The organism is Streptomyces sp. NPDC006512 (assembly GCF_040611935.1).
GTDB lineage: Bacteria > Actinomycetota > Actinomycetes > Streptomycetales > Streptomycetaceae > Streptomyces.
Genome location: NZ_JBEXPG010000006.1, coordinates 73,808 through 91,817 on the forward strand (window position 1 = coordinate 73,808; position 18,010 = coordinate 91,817).

The 18,010-nt window shown below is 70.7% G+C and carries 18 protein-coding genes; 8 read left to right on the forward strand and 10 right to left on the reverse strand.

The genetic code is table 11. From position 1 onward, the window contains the following. Positions 1-35: 35 nt before the first annotated feature. A complete protein-coding gene (locus tag ABZZ17_RS06300) occupies positions 36-2,321 on the reverse strand; it encodes a transglycosylase domain-containing protein (protein WP_356872587.1) in 2,286 nt (761 codons plus the stop codon). Positions 2,322-2,564: 243 nt separating this feature from the next. Here ABZZ17_RS06300 and ABZZ17_RS06305 point away from each other — a divergent pair, with 243 nt between their 5' ends. Further along, entirely contained in the window at positions 2,565-3,491 is a 927-nt protein-coding gene (locus ABZZ17_RS06305) for an SPFH domain-containing protein (protein ID WP_356872589.1), read from the forward strand. Further along, positions 3,488-3,790 carry a hypothetical protein gene (locus ABZZ17_RS06310; protein ID WP_356872591.1) on the forward strand — a complete coding sequence of 101 codons (303 nt, stop codon included), beginning with the start codon at positions 3,488-3,490 and terminating at the stop codon, positions 3,788-3,790. Before ABZZ17_RS06305 ends, ABZZ17_RS06310 begins: the two co-directional genes overlap by 4 nt. A 58-nt stretch (positions 3,791-3,848) precedes the next feature. Here the strand turns inward: ABZZ17_RS06310 and ABZZ17_RS06315 are convergent, their stop codons facing one another. Continuing rightward, positions 3,849-4,796 (reverse strand): hydrogen peroxide-inducible genes activator, encoded by a 948-nt coding sequence (locus ABZZ17_RS06315; RefSeq protein ID WP_356872593.1) that lies wholly within the window; start codon positions 4,794-4,796, stop codon positions 3,849-3,851. Positions 4,797-4,931: 135 nt separating this feature from the next. On the opposite strand from ABZZ17_RS06315, the gene ABZZ17_RS06320 reads away from it, so the two are divergent. Together ABZZ17_RS06320 and ABZZ17_RS06325 are read left to right on the forward strand one after the other, a co-directional pair. Then, positions 4,932-5,486 carry a peroxiredoxin gene (locus tag ABZZ17_RS06320; RefSeq protein WP_356872594.1) on the forward strand — a complete coding sequence of 185 codons (555 nt, stop codon included), beginning with the start codon at positions 4,932-4,934 and terminating at the stop codon, positions 5,484-5,486. Positions 5,487-5,489: 3 nt separating this feature from the next. Next, on the forward strand, positions 5,490-6,038 hold the full coding sequence (locus ABZZ17_RS06325; protein ID WP_356872596.1) for an alkyl hydroperoxide reductase: 549 nt from the start codon (positions 5,490-5,492) through the stop codon (positions 6,036-6,038). Between the two features lie 61 nt (positions 6,039-6,099). Here the strand turns inward: ABZZ17_RS06325 and ABZZ17_RS06330 are convergent, their stop codons facing one another. From ABZZ17_RS06330 to ABZZ17_RS06350, 5 genes are all read right to left on the reverse strand, one after another. After that, positions 6,100-6,822, reverse strand: a complete 723-nt coding sequence (locus ABZZ17_RS06330) for a hypothetical protein (RefSeq protein ID WP_356872598.1) — start codon at positions 6,820-6,822, stop codon at positions 6,100-6,102. Beyond that, positions 6,806-8,146, reverse strand: a complete 1,341-nt coding sequence (locus ABZZ17_RS06335) for an AI-2E family transporter (protein ID WP_356872600.1) — start codon at positions 8,144-8,146, stop codon at positions 6,806-6,808. The genes ABZZ17_RS06330 and ABZZ17_RS06335 overlap by 17 nt, the downstream gene beginning before the upstream one ends. 129 nt (positions 8,147-8,275) lie before the next feature. Further along, the gene (locus tag ABZZ17_RS06340; RefSeq protein WP_356872602.1) at positions 8,276-9,007 is read right to left on the reverse strand and encodes a transglycosylase SLT domain-containing protein; all 732 of its coding nucleotides are present in this window, start codon (positions 9,005-9,007) and stop codon (positions 8,276-8,278) included. Between the two features lie 413 nt (positions 9,008-9,420). Further along, positions 9,421-10,737 carry a PhoH family protein gene (locus ABZZ17_RS06345; protein WP_356872604.1) on the reverse strand — a complete coding sequence of 439 codons (1,317 nt, stop codon included), beginning with the start codon at positions 10,735-10,737 and terminating at the stop codon, positions 9,421-9,423. Positions 10,738-11,090: 353 nt separating this feature from the next. Beyond that, positions 11,091-11,852, reverse strand: coding sequence for an isoprenyl transferase (locus tag ABZZ17_RS06350; protein ID WP_356872606.1), 762 nt, complete (start codon positions 11,850-11,852; stop codon positions 11,091-11,093). Between the two features lie 127 nt (positions 11,853-11,979). On the opposite strand from ABZZ17_RS06350, the gene mgrA reads away from it, so the two are divergent. After that, positions 11,980-13,017, forward strand: coding sequence for an L-glyceraldehyde 3-phosphate reductase (gene mgrA / locus ABZZ17_RS06355; protein ID WP_356872608.1), 1,038 nt, complete (start codon positions 11,980-11,982; stop codon positions 13,015-13,017). Positions 13,018-13,159: 142 nt separating this feature from the next. Here the strand turns inward: mgrA and ABZZ17_RS06360 are convergent, their stop codons facing one another. Next, positions 13,160-13,885, reverse strand: a complete 726-nt coding sequence (locus ABZZ17_RS06360; RefSeq protein WP_356872610.1) for an A24 family peptidase — start codon at positions 13,883-13,885, stop codon at positions 13,160-13,162. Positions 13,886-13,978: 93 nt separating this feature from the next. On the opposite strand from ABZZ17_RS06360, the gene ABZZ17_RS06365 reads away from it, so the two are divergent. From ABZZ17_RS06365 to ABZZ17_RS06375, 3 genes are all read left to right on the forward strand, one after another. Then, a complete protein-coding gene (locus ABZZ17_RS06365; RefSeq protein ID WP_356872612.1) occupies positions 13,979-14,329 on the forward strand; it encodes a DUF192 domain-containing protein in 351 nt (116 codons plus the stop codon). Between the two features lie 126 nt (positions 14,330-14,455). Then, the gene (locus ABZZ17_RS06370; RefSeq protein ID WP_356872614.1) at positions 14,456-15,073 is read left to right on the forward strand and encodes an SMI1/KNR4 family protein; all 618 of its coding nucleotides are present in this window, start codon (positions 14,456-14,458) and stop codon (positions 15,071-15,073) included. Between the two features lie 276 nt (positions 15,074-15,349). Further along, a complete protein-coding gene (locus ABZZ17_RS06375; protein WP_356872616.1) occupies positions 15,350-16,636 on the forward strand; it encodes an extracellular solute-binding protein in 1,287 nt (428 codons plus the stop codon). Positions 16,637-16,824: 188 nt separating this feature from the next. Here the strand turns inward: ABZZ17_RS06375 and ABZZ17_RS06380 are convergent, their stop codons facing one another. Together ABZZ17_RS06380 and ABZZ17_RS06385 are read right to left on the reverse strand one after the other, a co-directional pair. Further along, positions 16,825-17,448 (reverse strand): hypothetical protein, encoded by a 624-nt coding sequence (locus tag ABZZ17_RS06380; RefSeq protein ID WP_356872618.1) that lies wholly within the window; start codon positions 17,446-17,448, stop codon positions 16,825-16,827. Positions 17,449-17,593: 145 nt separating this feature from the next. After that, on the reverse strand, positions 17,594-17,917 hold the full coding sequence (locus ABZZ17_RS06385; protein WP_356872620.1) for a nuclear transport factor 2 family protein: 324 nt from the start codon (positions 17,915-17,917) through the stop codon (positions 17,594-17,596). Positions 17,918-18,010 lie beyond the last annotated feature (93 nt).

Sequence of the window (18,010 nt, forward strand, 5' to 3'; positions counted from 1 at the left end):
CGCTGCGGGGCGGCGGTGTCCGCGGGCCGGTACCGCTACTGCTGCGGCGGGTTCGGCCTGTTGGGCGGGAAGATGAACGACCTCGTCGGATCCGCCGTCTTCGTCGGGTCGGCGGTCTTCGTCGGGTCCTTCGTCGGCGCCGTCGGGTCCTTGCTGCCCGAGGGATCCGGCTTGCCGCTGCTGCGCGTCGGGTCCGGGGTGTTCGACGGCCGGCTGGAGCTGGTGCTCGGCGCCGGCGAGGAGGACGAGCCGGAGGGGGCGGGCGTGGTCGCGCTGCGGCTCGGGGCGACCGGGACGCCCATCCGGGCCTCCGTCAGCTGGAACTCGGCCGTGTCGACGCCCTTGAGCGCGGCGAGCGTGTAGGCCTTCCAGATCTCGGCGGGGAAGCTGGAACCGCCCGCGCGGCCCTTGCCGGCCGTACCCGTCAGGGTGACCTGCTTGTGGCTGTTGGGGTCCTCGCCGAACATCGCGACGACGGTGACCAGTTCCGGGGTGTACCCGGTGAACCAGGCGGCGACGTTCAGCTCGGCGGTACCGGTCTTGCCGGCGGCCTCGTAGGCGCCGCTGCGCACGGCCTGGCCCGAACCCTCGGCGACGACGCCGGTGAGCACCTTGGTGACCGTGTCGGCGGTCTGGCGGGAGATCGCCTGGCCGCCGATGGGCTGGACCGGCTTGAACTCGCCGTCCTTGTGCTCGGCCGTCTTGATGATGGTCGGGGTGACCTTCTTGCCGTGGTTGTCGAAGGTGGCGTAGACGGCGGCCATCTCGACGGTGTTGGCGCTCATCGTGCCCAGCGACATGGCCGGCTGGTCGTCCGGCCAGCCCTTGCGGTCCACCATGCCGAGCTGGAGCGCGGTCTTCTTCACGTTCTTCGGCTTGGCGTCGACGATCATCTGCGCGTACACCGAGTTGACGGAGGAGTTCGTGGCCTCCTGCACCGTCATCATCGGCTCGCCGTAGTTGATGTCGTCCTGGTTCTGCGGGTTGAACGGGACGTCGCTGCCGACCACCTTGCGCTTGCTGGTGCCGTCGTACAGGGCGTTGGGAGTGATCTCCTTGCCGTCCTGCGTCGTCGCCCCGGTCTCCATGGCGGAGGCCAGCACGATCGGCTTGAAGGTCGAGCCCGGCTGGTAGTCGGTGCGCAGGGCGTTGCTCTGGTCCTTGTCGGCCAGTCCCGTACCGCCGTACATCGCGACGATCGCGCCGGTCTTGGGGTCGACGGAGGTGGCGCCGGCCTGGACGCTCTGGTCCTGGGGACGGCTCTTGGGGTCCTTGCGGTCGAGCTTGGACTCCAGCTCGTCCTGGACCGCCTTCTCCAGCGCGGCCTGCTTCTTCTTGTCGATGTTGAGCGTGATCGTCCAGCCGCCGGCCGCGATGTCGGCGTCGGTGATCTCCTGCTTGTTCATCTCGGCCTCGGCGGCCTGGACCAGGTAGCCCTTCTGGCCTTCCAGGCCCGGGCGGGTCTTCGGCTTGATGGGCTCCTGGAACTTCAGGGTCTTGCGCTTGGCCTCGTCCAGCTTGCCCATCTCGACCATGTTGTCGAGGACGGCGTTGAAGCGGATCATGACGAGCCGCTTGCCGTTGGGCCCGGCGGTCGCCCAGTCGTACTGGCTGGGGGCCTGGATGACGGCGGCGAGGTAGGCGCCCTGTTCCAGGGTGAGCTTCTCGGCGTCCACGCCGTAGAAGGCCTGGGCGGCGGCCTGGATGCCGTAGGCGTTGCGGCCGTAGAAGTTGGTGTTGAGGTAACCGGCGAGGATGTCGTCCTTCTCCATGCGCTGGTCGACCTTGAGGGAGATGATGAGCTCCCGGACCTTGCGGGTGGGCGACTGGTCCTGCGTCAGGTAGTAGTTCTTGACGTACTGCTGGGTGATCGTCGAGCCGCCCGCGGTGCCCTTGCCCCGGAGGGTGTTGAACAGGCCCCGGCCCACGCCCATCACGTCGATGCCGCGGTCGCTGTAGAAGGACTTGTTCTCGATGGCGATGAACGCGGTGCGCACGTCCTCCGGGATCTTGTCGATCGGGAGGATCTCGCGGTTCACGTCGCCCGTGCGGGCCATGACGGAGCCGTCGGCGAACTTGTAGGTGTTGCTCTGGAGCGTCGCCGTCTTGTTCGGGTCGGTGGGCTCGTCCACGGCGAAGTAGAGGATGACCACCCCGACTATGCCGAGCAGGATCAGCCCGAGGAACGTGCCGAGGATCTTCTTCCAGGTGAAGAAGCGGCGTATGCCGGTTGGTCTGCCGGCGCTGCCATTGGCGCGCCCGCGCGGCGTTTTCCGCGCACCGCGCTGCTGCTGCGCTCGTCGCGCTTCTGCTCGGCCCATCGCTCCCGCTCCGCTCGATTACCCCCCCGACGTCAGCTCAGAAAACTAACACCGCAGGCTGTGACAAAGGTTGGTCAACCCTGATCAATACCGGTCAATTCGGACGTGAGAATCAGCACCCACTCCAATGGAACCGACGCTCACGATGCCTGAAGGGTTGCGGACTCCGCAAAAAGTGATATCACTTTGCTAGGCGCTTCGGTCGGCCTCGACCGGACGCGGAATGACAAACGGGGGTAATCCATGACAGCGACAGTGGACGCGACGGCCGTGGGCACGCGGCCGAGCGACGTACGGGAGTTCCCGGCGCACAGCGTCGGCGGCGGGCTGGCCCTGCTGGGCGGTCTGGTGGGCGTGGCCGCCGGGGTGGGGGTGATCGTCCTCGGCGCGACGGCCGGCGCCGTCGCGGTCCAGGCCTCGGTGATCCCGCTGGGCGTCCTGCTGGTCCTCGCCTCGATCGTCGCCATGAGCGGACTGAACACCGTGGCTCCGGGCGAGGCCCGGGTGGTCCAGCTGTTCGGCCGCTACCGGGGCACCATCCGGGCGGACGGACTGCGCTGGGTCAACCCGTTCACCTCCCGCGAGAAGATCTCCACCCGGGTGCGCAACCACGAGACGGCCGTCCTGAAGGTCAACGACGCGTACGGCAATCCGATCGAGCTGGCGGCGGTCGTGGTCTGGCGGGTCGCCGACACCGCCCGGGCGGTCTTCGAGGTGGAGGACTTCACCGAGTTCGTCGAGACGCAGACCGAGGCGGCCGTGCGCCACATCGCCATCGAGTACCCCTACGACTCCCACGACGAGGGCGGCCTCTCCCTGCGCGGCAACGCCGAGGAGATCACCGAGAAGCTCGCCGCCGAGCTGGCGACCCGCGTCGAGGCCGCCGGCGTGCACATCATCGAGTCCCGGTTCACGCATCTCGCGTACGCTCCGGAGATCGCCTCCGCGATGCTCCAGCGCCAGCAGGCCGGGGCGGTCGTGGCGGCCCGCAAGCAGATCGTCGAGGGCGCCGTCGGGATGGTGGAGCTCGCCCTCACCCGCCTGGCGGAGGAGGAGATCGTGGACCTGGACCCCGAACGCAAGGCCTCCATGGTGTCGAACCTGATGGTGGTCCTGTGCGGCGACCGCGCGGCCCAGCCGGTCATCAACGCGGGCACCCTCTACCAGTGAGCCCCGCCGGCGGCACGCGGCCCGGCGGCGAGCCGGACGCCCCGGAGCCGGACCGGGGCCGGGCCGGGAGCCAGGAGCAGCCACCCCGGGCCGGCAAGCAGGCGCGCAAGCAGGTGCTGCTGCGCCTCGACCCCCAGGTGTACGACGCCCTCGCCCGCTGGGCGGGGGAGGAACTGCGCAGCGCGAACGCGCAGATCGAGTTCCTGCTGCGCAGGGCGCTCGCCGACTCCGGCCGGCTGCCGGGCGGAGCGGCCCCGATCCGCCCGCGCGGCCGCCCGCGCAGCACACCGGACTCCTGACCGCGGAGTCCCGACCGCGAGCCCGGACGCCGGTCCCCGGGCCCACCGGCCGGCCCCCTCAGTCGGTGGGCCACACCGGGAGCGGGCGCACCGCCTCGCGCAGCGCTGCCGCGATCGCCCGGAACTCCTCCTGGCGGGCCGTGCCGGTGCGGATGGCCAGGGCGATGCGCCGCGAGGGGGCCGGCTCGGCGAAGTACCCCGTGGACAGGTGCTCGTTGCGGGCGGTCTCCAGCCGCAGCGCGGTGCGGGGCAGCAGGGTCACCCCCAGCCCGCCCGCGACCAGCTGGACGAGCGTGGACAGCCCGGCGGCGGTCGTGGTGACGTCGGCCCCGACCGTGCGGCCGGCGTCGCGGCAGATGTCCAGGGCCTGGTCGCGCAGGCAGTGCCCCTCGTCGAGCAGCAGCAGCTGGAGCCCGCGCAGTTCCTCGCGCGGGATGTCCCGGCGCCCGGCCAGCGGATGGTCCCGGGGCGCGAGCAGGACGAAGTCCTCGTCGAACACGGGCAGTTCGGTGACCCCGGGGACGCCGAGCGGGACCGCGAGCAGCAGCAGGTCCAGCCGGCCGCCCGAGAGGCCCTCCAGCAGCGAGGCCGTCTGCTCCTCGTGCACCTGGAGGTCCATCCGGGGGTAGCGGCGCTGGAACAGCCCGAGCACGGTCGGCAGGAGGTACGGGGCCACCGTGGGGATCACCCCGAGCCGCAGGATCCCGGTGAAGGGGGCCCGTACCGCCTCGGCCTCCTCCAGCAGCCCGCCCATCGCGTCGAGCACGCCCCGCGCCCGGACGGCGATCCGCTCGCCCGCCGGGGAGAGCAGCACCTTGCGGGTGGTGCGCTCCAGCAGCTGCACCCCGAGGGCCTCCTCCAGCGCGGAGACGGCCCCGGACAGCGCGGGCTGGCTCATGCCGATGGCCGCGGCGGCGTCCCGGAAGTGCAGGTGCTCCGCCACCGCCGCGAAGGCGCGCAGCTGCGCCAACGTCGGCTGCTTCGGTCCTCTACTACTGACAGCCACTGATAGGTACCTCCGATCACCCGACACAAGACTAGCTATTTCCGTAATCAATGCAGCTGTGCCAGCATGTGAGATCCGTCCAACCCCTTCGGAAAGCCCCCAAAAGGGTCACTTTCCATTTCGCAAGGAGAGTTCGTGCTCACTGTCGGTGACAAGTTCCCCACCTACGATCTGACCGCCTGCGTCTCGCTCGACGCCGGTGACGAGTTCGCCCAGATCGACCACAAGACCTACGAGGGCAAGTGGCGCGTGGTGTTCTTCTGGCCGAAGGACTTCACCTTCGTCTGCCCGACCGAGATCGCCGCCTTCGGCAAGCTGAACGAGGAGTTCCTCGACCGCGACGCCCAGGTGCTCGGCGTCTCCGGCGACTCCGAGTTCGTCCACCACGCCTGGCGCAAGGACCACGCCGACCTGCGTGACCTGCCCTTCCCGATGCTGGCCGACTCGAAGCACGAGCTCATGCAGGCCTGCGGCGTCCAGGGCGAGGACGGCTTCGCCCAGCGCGCCGTCTTCATCGTCGACCAGAACAACGAGATCCAGTTCTCGATGGTGACCGCCGGTTCCGTCGGCCGTAACCCCAAGGAGGTCCTGCGGGTCCTCGACGCCCTGCAGACCGACGAGCTGTGCCCCTGCAACTGGACCAAGGGCGAGAACACCCTCGACGCCGGCGCGCTGCTGGCCGGTGAGTGACGGATGTCCCTCGACTCCCTGAAGTCGGCCATACCGGACTTCGCCAAGGACCTGAAGCTGAACCTCGGTTCGGTCATCGGGAACGCCGACAGCAACGGCAAGCTCTCGCAGCAGCAGCTGTGGGGCACCGTCCTCGCCTGCGCCATCGCGGCCCGCTCCCCGCGCGTCCTGCGTGAGCTGGAGCCGGAGGCGAAGGCGGCGCTGTCCCCGGAGGCGTACACCGCCGCCAAGTCCGCCGCGGCGGTCATGGCGATGAACAACGTCTTCTACCGGACGCGCCACCTGCTCTCCGACCCGGAATACGGCACGCTGCGCGCGGGCCTGCGGATGAACGTCATCGGCAACCCCGGCGTGGAGAAGGTCGACTTCGAGCTGTGGTCGCTCGCGGTCTCCGCGGTCAACGGCTGCGGCCAGTGCCTGGACTCGCACGAGCAGGTCCTGCGCAAGGCCGGTGTCGACCGCGAGACGGTCCAGGAGGCCTTCAAGATCGCCTCGGTGATCCAGGCCGTCGCCGTCACCCTCGACGCGGAGGCCGTCCTCGCCGCCGAGTGACCTCGCACCGTACGCGACGGGGCCCCCGCAGCCGTTTCCCGGCCGCGGGGGCCCCGTGCGTTCACTTCTTCAGCCGGGCCATGAGCGCCCGTACGTCCTCGATCATCGCGGCGGTGACCGCGTCCTCGTCGGGCTCGGGTTCGTCGGTCTCCCGCCACGTGGCGACGCTGAGCGTGAAGACCGCGCCGCCGTCGAGCACCTGGAGCCGGGGCACGTCCACGTGCCGGTAGAACAGCGCCCGCTCCCCGAGCCCGGGGACCTGCTGGACCTCGACGAGCTCCCGGCTCCGGTCGGGGTCGCCCCCGGGGCCCGCCCCGAACTCCGTCCCCGGGTCCGTCTTCTTGTGCAACTCGACCATCAGCTGGGCCTGGTAGGAGACCCGCCCCTCGTCCCACCGGGTGGAGAGCCCGCAGTACGCCCAGTCCAGGGCGGGGCCCTCGCCGTGGGCAGGCCTGCTGTCGTCGAACCCTCCGGCCACCCCGCCGAGCGCCTTCATCGGGGCCTCCTTGCACAGGTCCTCCGCGTGCCGGTAGGCAATCGGCGGCCCGTTGGAGAAACGATCCTGTGCGACCAGGGTCCCCGCCCACACCGCAGAGGCCAGCACCGCCCCGCCCAGGGCCCACAGCCAGGGCCGGCCGGTCCCCCGCCCGCCGTCCGGACCGTCCCCGGCACCGTTCCCGGCCCCGTCCCCGGCCCCGTCCCCGGCCCCGGCCCCGGGCGGCCGGGCCACCTCGGCCGGGCGGTCGGAGGTCCACTCCCCTTCGAGCTCAGGCTCGCTGATCATCCCCGGCCTCCCGTACGGCCACCTCCACCGCCGTGGCCCCGTGCGGCGCCGGGCCGACGGAGGCCACCAGCCCGCGCTGCTCGCGGGAGTAGGCCTTCAGGTAGCCGACCACCGTGTTGGTGACGGCGGCCAGCGGTACGGCGACCACCGCTCCGCCGATGCCCGCGACCATCCCGCCCGCCGCGACCGCGAGCACCACCGCGAGGGGGTGCACCCGTACCGCCCGGCCCAGGATGAAGGGTTGCAGGACGTGCCCCTCGATCTGCTGCACCGCCAGCACCACGAGGACGACCATCAGCGCGGTGAACGGACCCTCCGTCACCAGCGCCACGACCACCGCCAGCGCCCCGGAGATCACGGCGCCGACCAGCGGGATGAAGGCGAACAGGAAGATGAACACGGCCAGCGGCACGGCCATGGTGACGTTCAGGAAGTACAGCCCGAGGCCGATGAAGACGGCGTCGATGAGGGCCACGAGCACCGTGCCGCGCACGTACGCGGTCAGCGTGCGCCAGGCGCGGGGACCTGCGCCCGCGACTCCGGGGCGCGCCGCGGCCGGGACCAGTCCGAGGACCCAGGTCCAGATCTTCTTGCCGTCGTAGAGCAGGAAGAGCGTGGAGAACATCGCGAGCAGCATGCCCGTCAGCACCTCGACGAGCACCGTCACGCCCTGGAGCCCGGCGGAGGTGATCTGCTCGGTGTTCGTGCCGATGGTCTCGCTGAGGTTCTTCGCGATGTCGTTGATCTGCTTCTCGGTCACGTGGAACGGACTGTCCAGTGCCCAGGTCTTGAGTTCGTTGATCCCCTCGCGAACCCGGTTGGACAGGTCGTCGAGGTTCTCCATCACCTGCCAGACCACGAACCAGCCCACGAGGCCGATCACGACGAACCCGAGGATCGCGGTCACGGCGGTGGCCAGCCCGCGCGGCAGCCCGAGCCGGCGCAGCCGGACCACGAACGGCTGGAGGAGCGCGGTCACCAGCATCGCGGCGGCGAAGGCGAGGACGACCAGGCGTACTTCGCTGATCACCTTCATCAGCACCCACAGCAGCCCGGCGAGCAGCAGCAGCCGCCAGCTGGCCTCGGCGGCGACGCGCACCCCCCACGGGATGACGCTGACCGGGTCGGGGCGTTCGGGCGGCCCCGGCTGACCGGCCGTGGCCCGCACCGCGGGGACGGGCGTCCCGGCGGTCACCACGGGGGTGGGCAGCGGCGGGTCTCCGGCGGCCTCGGCCTCGACCTCGGCACGCCGTTCGTCCAGCCGTGCCTCCATCCGGCTCAGTCTGCTCCCGAGCCGGCCGAGCCAGCCTGCCCTCTTCGCCATGTCGTTCCCTTCCCCCCGCCCACCGCGTCGGCGCGCCCTGTTCGGCCGCCCCGCACGACCGTACACGCGAGGAGCCCCGCACCGTAGGACGGTGCGGGGCTCCCCGGAGCCGGGTGGCGGCCTGTGGCCTTAGTACCAGTTGTTGGCCTGCCAGAAGCTCCAGGCGCCGCAGGGGCTGCCGTAGCGCTCGTTCATGTAGTTCAGGCCCCACTTGATCTGGGTGGCCGGGTTGGTGCGCCAGTCGGCACCGGCCGAGGCCATCTTCGTACCGGGGAGCGCCTGGACCAGACCGTAAGCGCCCGAGGAGGCGTTCACCGCCTTGTAGTTCCAGGTGGACTCGTGGTTGATGATGTTGGAGAAGCACTGGAACTGCCCGGCCGGGACCATCTGCTGGGCCATGGCCTTGACCTGGGCGACCGTGTAGGAGCCCTGGACGGGGAAGTCGCCCGCGTCACGGGAGGCGGACCGGCTCGCGGTCTCGCCCTCCTCGTCGCGCTCGGCCTTCGCCTTCGCTTCGAGGTCGGCCTTCTCCTTGTCCTTCTTCGCCTTGTCGGCCTTCTCGGCCTCCGCCTTCTTGGACTTGGCGTCCTCGGCGGCCTGGAGACGGGCGGCCTCCTCCGTCGAGCGCTTGGCGTCGGCGTCGGCGGCGTGGGCGATGGAGTCGGCCTGCTGGGCCAGGGAGGCGCTCTGGACCTCGGCCTGGTCGCCGACCGGGATTTCAGCGAGGAGAGTCGCGCCGGAAGCGGTCGTCTCGAGGTCGTTCGAGGAGGAGTCGCCCGTGGCAACGCCCACGACTGCGCCGACGGTGGTGACCGCGGTGGCCGAAGCCACTGCGAACCCCCGGACCGAGATCCGGCTCACACGGTGTCCTTCCAGCAGCGTCCGCAGTGACCGAGCGGGCGCAAGAGTGCCCCTCGACACTGGCCTCCGTGGTGGTGCGGTCACTGGAGGCGCGGGCCCGTGGGCAACTCCCCTGCGGGAGCTGCCGCGTGGTGCTCGGGCGGCATACGGCCAACGGTTCTGGAGTTGTGGTGCTGCGCGTACCTCACGAGAGATACAGGTGTGCCGTATGCGGGGCCTGACGGAAAACAGACTCTGCCGGACCTCGACGCCGCAGGGCAATTCCGCGTTGCGTGGGAAAGGTCACACCTGCGGGGGCTCCGCTGTTTCGGACAAAGGGCTGTGCAGCGCGGCGCCGCCCGGCTAGGCTCTGGGCCTTTTGCCGGGCGGCGCCAACTCATCTCTCCGCTATGGGGTTTTTGACCCGTTCGGTATCAGAGTGTCTCCAGCATTTCCGTGACCAGCGCGGCGATCGGGGAGCGCTCGGAGCGGGTCAGCGTGATGTGCGCGAACAGCGGATGCCCCTTCAGCTTCTCGACGACGGCGACGACTCCGTCGTACCGGCCGACCCTCAGGTTGTCCCGCTGGGCGACGTCGTGGGTCAGGACGACCCGCGAGTTGGCGCCGATCCTGGAGAGCACCGTCAGGAGGACGTTGCGCTCCAGGGACTGGGCCTCGTCCACGATCACGAAGGCGTCGTGCAGGGAACGGCCGCGGATGTGGGTGAGCGGCAGGACCTCCAGCATGCCGCGGCCCAGCACTTCCTCGATGACGTCGCGCCCGGCGACCGCCGAGAGGGTGTCGAAGACCGCCTGCGCCCAGGGGCTCATCTTCTCGGAGGCGTCCCCGGGCAGGTAGCCGAGGTCCTGGCCGCCGACCGCGTACAGCGGCCGGAAGACCATCACCTTCTGATGCTGCCTCCGCTCCAGCACCGCCTCCAGGCCGGCGCACAGGGCCAGCGCCGACTTGCCGGTGCCGGCCCGGCCGCCCATGGAGATGATCCCGATCTCCGGGTCGAGCAGCAGGTCGAGGGCGATGCGCTGCTCGGCACTGCGGCCGTGCAGCCCGAAGGCCTCGCGGTCTCCCTTCACGAGCCGTACGTTGCCGTCGGCGGTGACCCGGCCCAGGGCCTTGCCGCGCTCGGACTGGAGGACCAGCCCGGTGTGCACGGGCAGCTCCGCGGCCTCCGGTACGTAGAGCCGTTCCTCGGAGTAGAGGAGGTCGACCTGCTCCCCGGAGAGGGCGAGCTCGCTCATGCCGGTCCAGCCGGCGTCCGTGATGGCGAGCTCGGCCCGGTACTCCTCCGCGAGCAGCCCCACGGAGGAGGCCTTGATGCGCAGGGGGAGGTCCTTCGACACGACCGTGACGTCGTAGCCCTCGGCCTGGAGGTTGCGGGCGACCGCGAGGATCCGCGAGTCGTTGTCCCCCAGCCGGAAGCCGGCGGGCAGGACGCCCGGGTCGGAGTGGTTGAGCTCGACGCGCAGCGTGCCACCCAGATCGCCCAGCGGGATGGGGGCGTCGAGACGTCCGTACCGGACCCGGAAGTCGTCGAGCAGGCGCAGGGCCTGGCGCGCGAAGTAGCCGAGTTCGGGATGGTGCCTCTTTGCCTCCAGCTCGGTGATCACCACGATCGGGAGCACGACCTCGTGCTCGTCGAAGCGCTTGATCGCGTTGGGGTCTGCCAGCAGGACGCTGGTGTCGAGGACGTAGGTCCGCCTGTCGGGCAGGCGGCGCTTTGTGCTGGTCACCACGGAAGGACGTACCCCCTCGGAAGAGGTCGGGCCATGAAGACCGGACCGGTCAACGGCGCCAGTGCAAGGGCCGTTTTCCGGCCCTCCAATCCGTCCGTGCGAACCGCACGCGCGTCCTGGTGCAAAGGGCCTCCCGGGCGGACGGCCCTGTGCCGTCCGCTGAGACTCGACACCCGTGGATCGGACGTCGACCTGCCAGGGTTATGCCCTCGAACGTGCGCGGCCATGCCATGGCATATGACGGACGCTCGGTGAAGTCCTGGTGAAGGCCTTGCGCGGGGGACGAACGGGGACAGAGGGGATACCGGCGGACCGAGGGGGCGTCAGCCGCCGGGGAACCGGCCGCCCGGGGCTCAGGTGCCGTAGCGCCGGTGCCGGGCGGCGTAGTCGCGCAGCGCGCGCAGGAAGTCGACCTTGCGGAAGGCCGGCCAGAAGACTTCGCAGAAGTAGTACTCGGAGTGGGCGCTCTGCCACAGCATGAATCCGGACAGCCGCTGCTCGCCGCTGGTGCGGATGACCAGGTCCGGGTCGGGCTGGCCGCGGGTGTACAGGTGCTCCGCGATGTGGTCGATGTCCAGGACCTCGGCGAGCTCCTCGAAGGAGGTGCCCTTCTCGGCGTGCTCCAGCAGCAGCGAGCGGACCGCGTCGGCGATCTCCTGGCGGCCGCCGTAGCCGACGGCGACGTTGACGAGTATCCCGCCGACGTCGTGCGTGGCCTGCTCGGCCTCCTTCAGCACGGACTGGGTCCGGGCGGGCAGGATGTCCAGGTTGCCGACGTGGTGGACGCGCCAGCGGCCGTCCGCCGCGAGGCCCCGGACCGTGTTCTCGATGATGTTGAGCAGCGGGCGGAGCTCGACCTCCGGCCGGTCCAGGTTGTCCGTGGAGAGCATCCACAGGGTGACGACCTCGACGTCCGTCTCGGTGCACCAGCCCAGCATCTCCGAGATCTTGTCGGCCCCGGCCTGGTGGCCCTGCTCCGTCGTGCCTCCGGACGCCTTGGCCCAGCGCCGGTTCCCGTCCAGGATGACGCCGATGTGCTTGGGCGACGCGTCATGGTCGAGGCGGCCTTCCACCCGGCGTGCGTAGAGCCTGTACACCAGGTCGCGCAGCTTCACGATCTTCGAGCCCCTCCGTGCAATGCCCCCGTGCGAATTGCGGTCTCCCCCGAGTCGGCCACATTACTGCGCGGCGGGATCGGGTACCCAACTCGGTCTGTCACAAGTCCGTGATAGGGAGGACATCGTGACTGATACCAATCCCTATCGGGCAGAGCCCTCGCGCTACGACTCCATGGAGTACCGCCGCACCGGCCGCAGCGGCCTCAAGCTCCCCGCCGTCTCCCTCGGCCTCTGGCACAACTTCGGTGACGACCGGTCCCTGGAGTCCCAGCGGGCGATCCTGCGGCGCGCCTTCGACCTCGGTGTGACCCACTTCGACCTGGCCAACAACTACGGCCCGCCCCCGGGCTCGGCCGAGCTGAACTTCGGCAAGATCTTCGCCCAGGACTTCGCGGCCCACCGCGAGGAACTGGTGCTCTCCACCAAGGCCGGCTACTTCATGCACCCCGGCCCCTACGGCGAGTGGGGCAGCCGCAAGTACCTGCTCGGCTCGCTCGACGCCTCGCTGAAGCGGATGGGCGTGGACTACGTCGACGTCTTCTACTCGCACCGCTTCGACCCGGAGACCCCGCTGGAGGAGACCATGGGCGCGCTCGCGTCCGCGGTCCAGCAGGGCAAGGCGCTGTACGTGGGCGTCTCCTCCTACACCGCCGAGCAGACGGCCGAGGCCGCCCGGATCCTGACCGGCATGGGCGTGCGGCCGCTGATCCACCAGCCCTCGTACTCCATGATCAACCGCTGGACGGAGGAGGACGCGCTGCTGGACACCCTGGAGGAGGCCGGCATGGGCTGCATCTCCTTCGCGCCGCTCGCGCAGGGGCTGCTGACCGGCAAGTACCTGAAGGAGATCCCGGAGGGCTCGCGGGCCACCCAGGGCAAGTCCCTGAACCCGGCGCTGCTCTCGGAAGACGTCGTCCGGCGCCTGAACGGGCTGAACGAGATCGCCGCGCGGCGCGGGCAGTCGCTGGCGCAGCTGGCGCTCAAGTGGGTGCTGCGGGACGACCGGATGACGTCGGCGCTGATCGGCGCGTCGAGCGTGAAGCAACTGGAGGAGAACCTGGCCGCGCTGGCGGGTGCGCCGCTGTCGGAGCAGGAGTTGAAGGAGATCGACTCCTTCGCCGTTTCCACCCCCGGCACCAACATCTGGGCCCAACGCGGCTGACCTGCGGCGATGTCGCCCGCTTGACCGCGGGGCGGCGGGAACGAAAAACGGGCCGGTCCGTGGGGGGGATACGGACCGGCCCGAGGGGGGGGTTCCACCATAACCCTTCGTAAAGCATGCTGCGTGCATTGGCGCGAGATGATTACGCTCCGAATCCGCCCAGCAGCACTCCGGTGAGTGCTCCGGCCGTCATGAAGGGCCCGAACGCGAAGCCCGCCTTCCGGGTCGCGCGCCCCCGCAGCACTAGGGAGAGCCCGTACAGGGCCCCGTAGAGGAAGCCCAGGAACGCCCCGGCCGCCCATACCCCCCACCCGTACCACCCAAGAGCGACCCCCAGGGGAAGCGCCAGCTTGACGTCGCCGAGGCCCATCCCGGCGGGGTTGATCAGGAACAGCACGAGGTACGCCGCCGCGAGCGCGCCCCCGCCCAGCAGCGCGAGCCGCCACGATCCGGCGGCGCCGGGGAGCAGGGCCGCCGCGCCGAGGAGGGCGGCGGTGGCGGCGGCGAGCGGGAGGGTGAGGACGTCGGGGAGGCGGTGCACCGCGAGGTCGACGAGGGCCAGCAGGACGAGCACCGGCGCGAGGGCGACGAAGACGCCGGTCTCGGGGCGGGGTCCCGCGGCGGCGGCGAGGGCGGCGCAGACCGCGGCGGTGACGGCGGCGGCCGTGGCGGCCCGGTTGCTGGGGGCGCCGCAGCGGTGTTCCGCGCACCGGGCGGGGCCCAGCCAGCCGGGGACGGGGTGCCCGTCCGGGCAGTGCGTCCGCCAGGGCTCCTGCGACGGTACGGAGAGCCGGTACGCGGCGCGGGGCAGCAGGAGCCCGGCGGCCGCGCCGTAGGTGGCGGCGAGGATGGCCGCGAGGATGCCCATCCGGTGACGTTAGGCCGTACCGGGGGTGCGGGGATGGGCCCGGGGGCCTACGCGCCCTGGCCCAGCCGCCCCCGGACCCGGCAAGGTGGCCGCATGGGGAACTGGACGAACGGCCACGGGACGCTGCGGGCCGGGGACGTGACGGTGGGTCTGGAGGTGGCGGCCTCGTACCGGGCACGGACGCGGGGGCTGCTGGGGCGGGACGGGATCGAGGGGGCCCTGCTGCTGACGCCGGCGGCGAGCGTGCACACCTTCCGGATGCGCTTCCCGATCGACGTGGCCTACCTCGACCGGAACTTCGGGGTGCTCGCCATACGGACGATGGTGCCGGGGCGGCTCGGCCTGCCCCGGCCGCGGGCCCGGCACGTCCTGGAGGCCGAGGCGGGCGCGATGGCGCGCTGGGGACTGCGCCCGGGCGTCCGCGTGGACCTGAGCCCGCGCTGAACCCGCGCTGAGCCCTCGCCGGCCCGCGCGACTCCCCCCGGCACAGGACTTTGGCGACACGATCTAGGGGCAGGGGCTCACGGGCGGTAGGTTGGGGCGGTTGAGCTGGGGTGGCAGGGGAGCGGCATGACGGAGAACGCGCGGATCAAGGCGCTGGAGCAGATCATGCCGGCGACGCACGGCGCCGACGAGGACATCGACTGGCAGGCGGCGGAGGCCGTCTGGGGGACCCGGTTCCCGGCGGACTACATCGCCTTCATGGGGCGGTTCGGCGCGGGTTCCATCAACGGCGAGGCCAGCGTGCTGCTGCCGCTGCCGAAGCCGGGGCTCCAGTGGGATCCGGCGGAGATGGCCGAGGAGACCGCCAACGCCCGTCAGGTGTGGGAGGCGGAGGGCGGCCGGGCCGCCTTCGACGTGGACCCGGAGTCGATCATCGCCTGGGGGGTGACCGGCGGGTCGGACATCCTGTGCTGGCTGACCTCCGACGCCGATCCGGACCGGTGGCCGGTCCTGGTCGTCGGGCGGCACACCGCCGATTCCTTCGCGGTGCACCCGTACGGCATGGCCGAGTTCCTGCTGCTGCTGTGCTCGGACGAGTTCGACGTGAGCCCGGTCAGCATCACCTTCTGGGACGCCGGGCACCTGAGCTTCGTGCACTGGCGCAAGGCCCAGCGCCGCTGGCAGGAGGGCCGCAACCCCGAAACGGGTGAGCCCGACCCGTACGCGGGCGAGTTCGCCGACTAGATATTTCCGGACACCCTTCAGCCCGTTTCCTGGCCGGAAACGGGCTTTTCGGCATGTCTCCCCATGTCTACGCGCGTCCGATTTGACGATCACATATCGGAAAACACCAGAGGGAATAGCCGCGCTTGGAGCATTGAACACAACTGCCGCCCCAATGGAATCAGCCACCCCACGGTCAGGAGAGAATTCCGGCCAACGGGCCACGGCGGGACACCCCAGCCCGGAGCAACTCATAAGTAATAACGGGACTCAAAAGAAAATCAGGGGAATCCACCCGTGCGAAGAAAATTGTTCGGCCCGGCCGCCTCGGCCGCCGTGCTCGGTCTGCTGGTACCGCTGTCCGGCTGCGGAGGTTCCGACGGCGGCTCCGGGGACGGTGGCACGCTGCGCCTGGTGGCCGCCGAATACGGCGACACCCCGGCCACCAGTTCCAAGGCCTACTGGGACAAGGTGACGGGTGATTTCACCGCCGCCAACCCGGGCATCAAGGTCGAGGTCCAGCTCCTCCCCTGGGCCGACATCGACCGCGAGGTCTCGCGCATGGTGAAGGCCGGCAAAGCGCCGGACATGGCCCTCATGGGTTCGTACTCGGACTTCGCCGCGCAGGGGCAGCTGTACGCCGCGGACGAGCTGCTTTCCATCACCGCGGAGGCGAACTTCCTCCAGCCGCTGGCGGAGGCCGGTTCGGTCGGCAGCACCCTCTACGGCCTGCCGTTCGTGGCCAGCAGCCGCCTGCTCTTCTACAACGACTCCCTGTTCTCCAAGGCCGGCATCACCGCGGCCCCCAAGACGTGGACGGACCTGAGGAACGACGCGAAGGCGCTCAAGGACAAGGGCGTGAAGTACCCGTACGCGATGCCCCTGGGCCCGGAGGAGGCGCACGCGGAGGCGCTGATCTGGGAGCTGAGCAACGGCGGCGGGTACGCGGACAACAGCGGCAACTACAGCCTGGCCTCCGAGCAGAACGTCGAGACGTTCCGCTGGATCAAGGAGCACATGATCGCTCCCGGTCTGGTCGGCCCGACCCCGCCGGCGAAGCTGAACCGCGCCGACGCCTTCGCCGCGTTCCTGCGCGGCGAGGTCGGCATGGTCAACGGCTACCCGTCGCTGCTCCACGAGGCGAACGCCAAGGGGATCAACGTCAAGGCGGTGCCGATGCCGGTCTCCGACGACCTGGGTGCCGGGGAGAGCACGCCGACCGTGGGCGTGGCCGACTGGATGATGGCCTTCAAGCAGAACGGCAAGGGCAAGCAGATCGGCACGTTCCTGGACTTCCTCTACCAGGACAAGAACCTGACGGACTTCGCGAACCGCTACCACCTGCTGCCGTCGACGGTCACCGCGTCCCGCACCCCGGCGGGCGGCGGACTCGGCAACACCGACGAGGCGTTCCTGACCGCCCTGCGCGGCGCGCAGCTCTACCCGGTGAACGACCCGTCCTGGGTGACGGTCAGCGACACCATCAAGCGGAGCATCGGCAGGGCCGTGGAGCCTTCCGTCGACCCGAAGACCGTCCTGGACGAGATCGCCGCGAAGGCGACCCAGGCCGGCAAGAAGCACTGAGGTACCCGTACGGAAGGCCCGCTGACACGGGACCTTCGCCTCCCTGCCCCACCGCATCCCGTGCGGCAGAATGGCTGACGGCACTTGATCCAAGGCCGCGGCCCAGTCGCCCGCCGAGCACCCACAAGGTGCGCGGGGCGGCCGGCCCCCACCTCCGGCCCGGCCCCGCCGGCCCCCCTTCTCCGGTCCTACCCGCTGATCTTCGGGTCGAAGGCCGTGCGGTACTGACCGCAGTCGGAATCCCAGCGCAGCGTGCCCGTGAGCGTCCCGTAGCCCGTGCGGGTCACCGACCACTCCACCGTGTACTCGCCGGTGTCGCACGCGATCCGCTTGCCCCCCTCGACCTTCTGACGCCCCGTCGCCGGCTGTCCGGTCAGTTCGCGGCGCACCTCCCCCGCCTTGGCCCCCTTCGCGGTGCGCAGTACGGCGTGCACGACGATCGGGTGCTTGCCGTCCTTGGTGGTGAGCGCCTTCTTCACCAGTGTCGAGTCGGACACCGACCAGGCGAACTCGTACGAGGGCTGCCAGGCCAGGGTCTTCGGGTCGGGGACCTGCCGTTCGTACTCGCGGGCGCCCTCGGGGCCGGGGGCGGTCACCGTCTTGTACTGGACGCCCGGGTGGAAGCGCACCTGGCCCTCCACCTTGTGCATCTCGTCCTTCGTCCACATCGACTTCATGGCCTTCTCGCCGCCGGCCGGGTCCTGGAGGTACGAGGTGCCCGGGGCGGCCGTGGCGGCGCTCTGGCCGAGGGCTGGGGCGAGGGCCGCCGTGGCGGCGGCGAGGGCGAGGGCTGCGGTACGGGTGCGGTTCATGCCGGGTCCAACGGGGGCCCGTGGCGGGCCGGAACGACGGCCCGGGCGCGTTCACCCGTACGGGAGCGGGCGGGGGCCGCACAGGTGACGAACCGCGTTCCGGCGGGGAAGGCGCGAGGATGCGCGGGCGGGTCGGGTCCGCCGGTCAGGCCTGGCCGGTTTCGAAGCGGCTGACGCGGCCGTCGGGGGTGACGTCGAAGCGCCAGGCGGTGCGCATCTCGCCCCAGGTGTCGTTGCGGTAGTCGACGACGAGGGAGCGGCCGCCGTCGGCCTCGGACGCGACGGCCATGTGGCCGCCGGAGGAGAAGACCTCCCGCTCGGTCCACTCGGCGAGGTCGCGGTCCGAGCCGTCGTCGGACATGGTCGCTCCGGGGATGAGGACCGCCCGGAGGGCGGCCCGGTCCCCGGCGTTGACGGCGTTGACGAAGGCGCGGACGGTGGGGTCGGTGAGCTGGGCGGGGTCGATCACGTGAGCCTCCTGGTCGTGCGTACGGTCGTGTGCGCCGGTCCCGTACGGGCTCGTACGGTCCGTCGTGCGCGACCAGGGAACACCCCGGGCGGC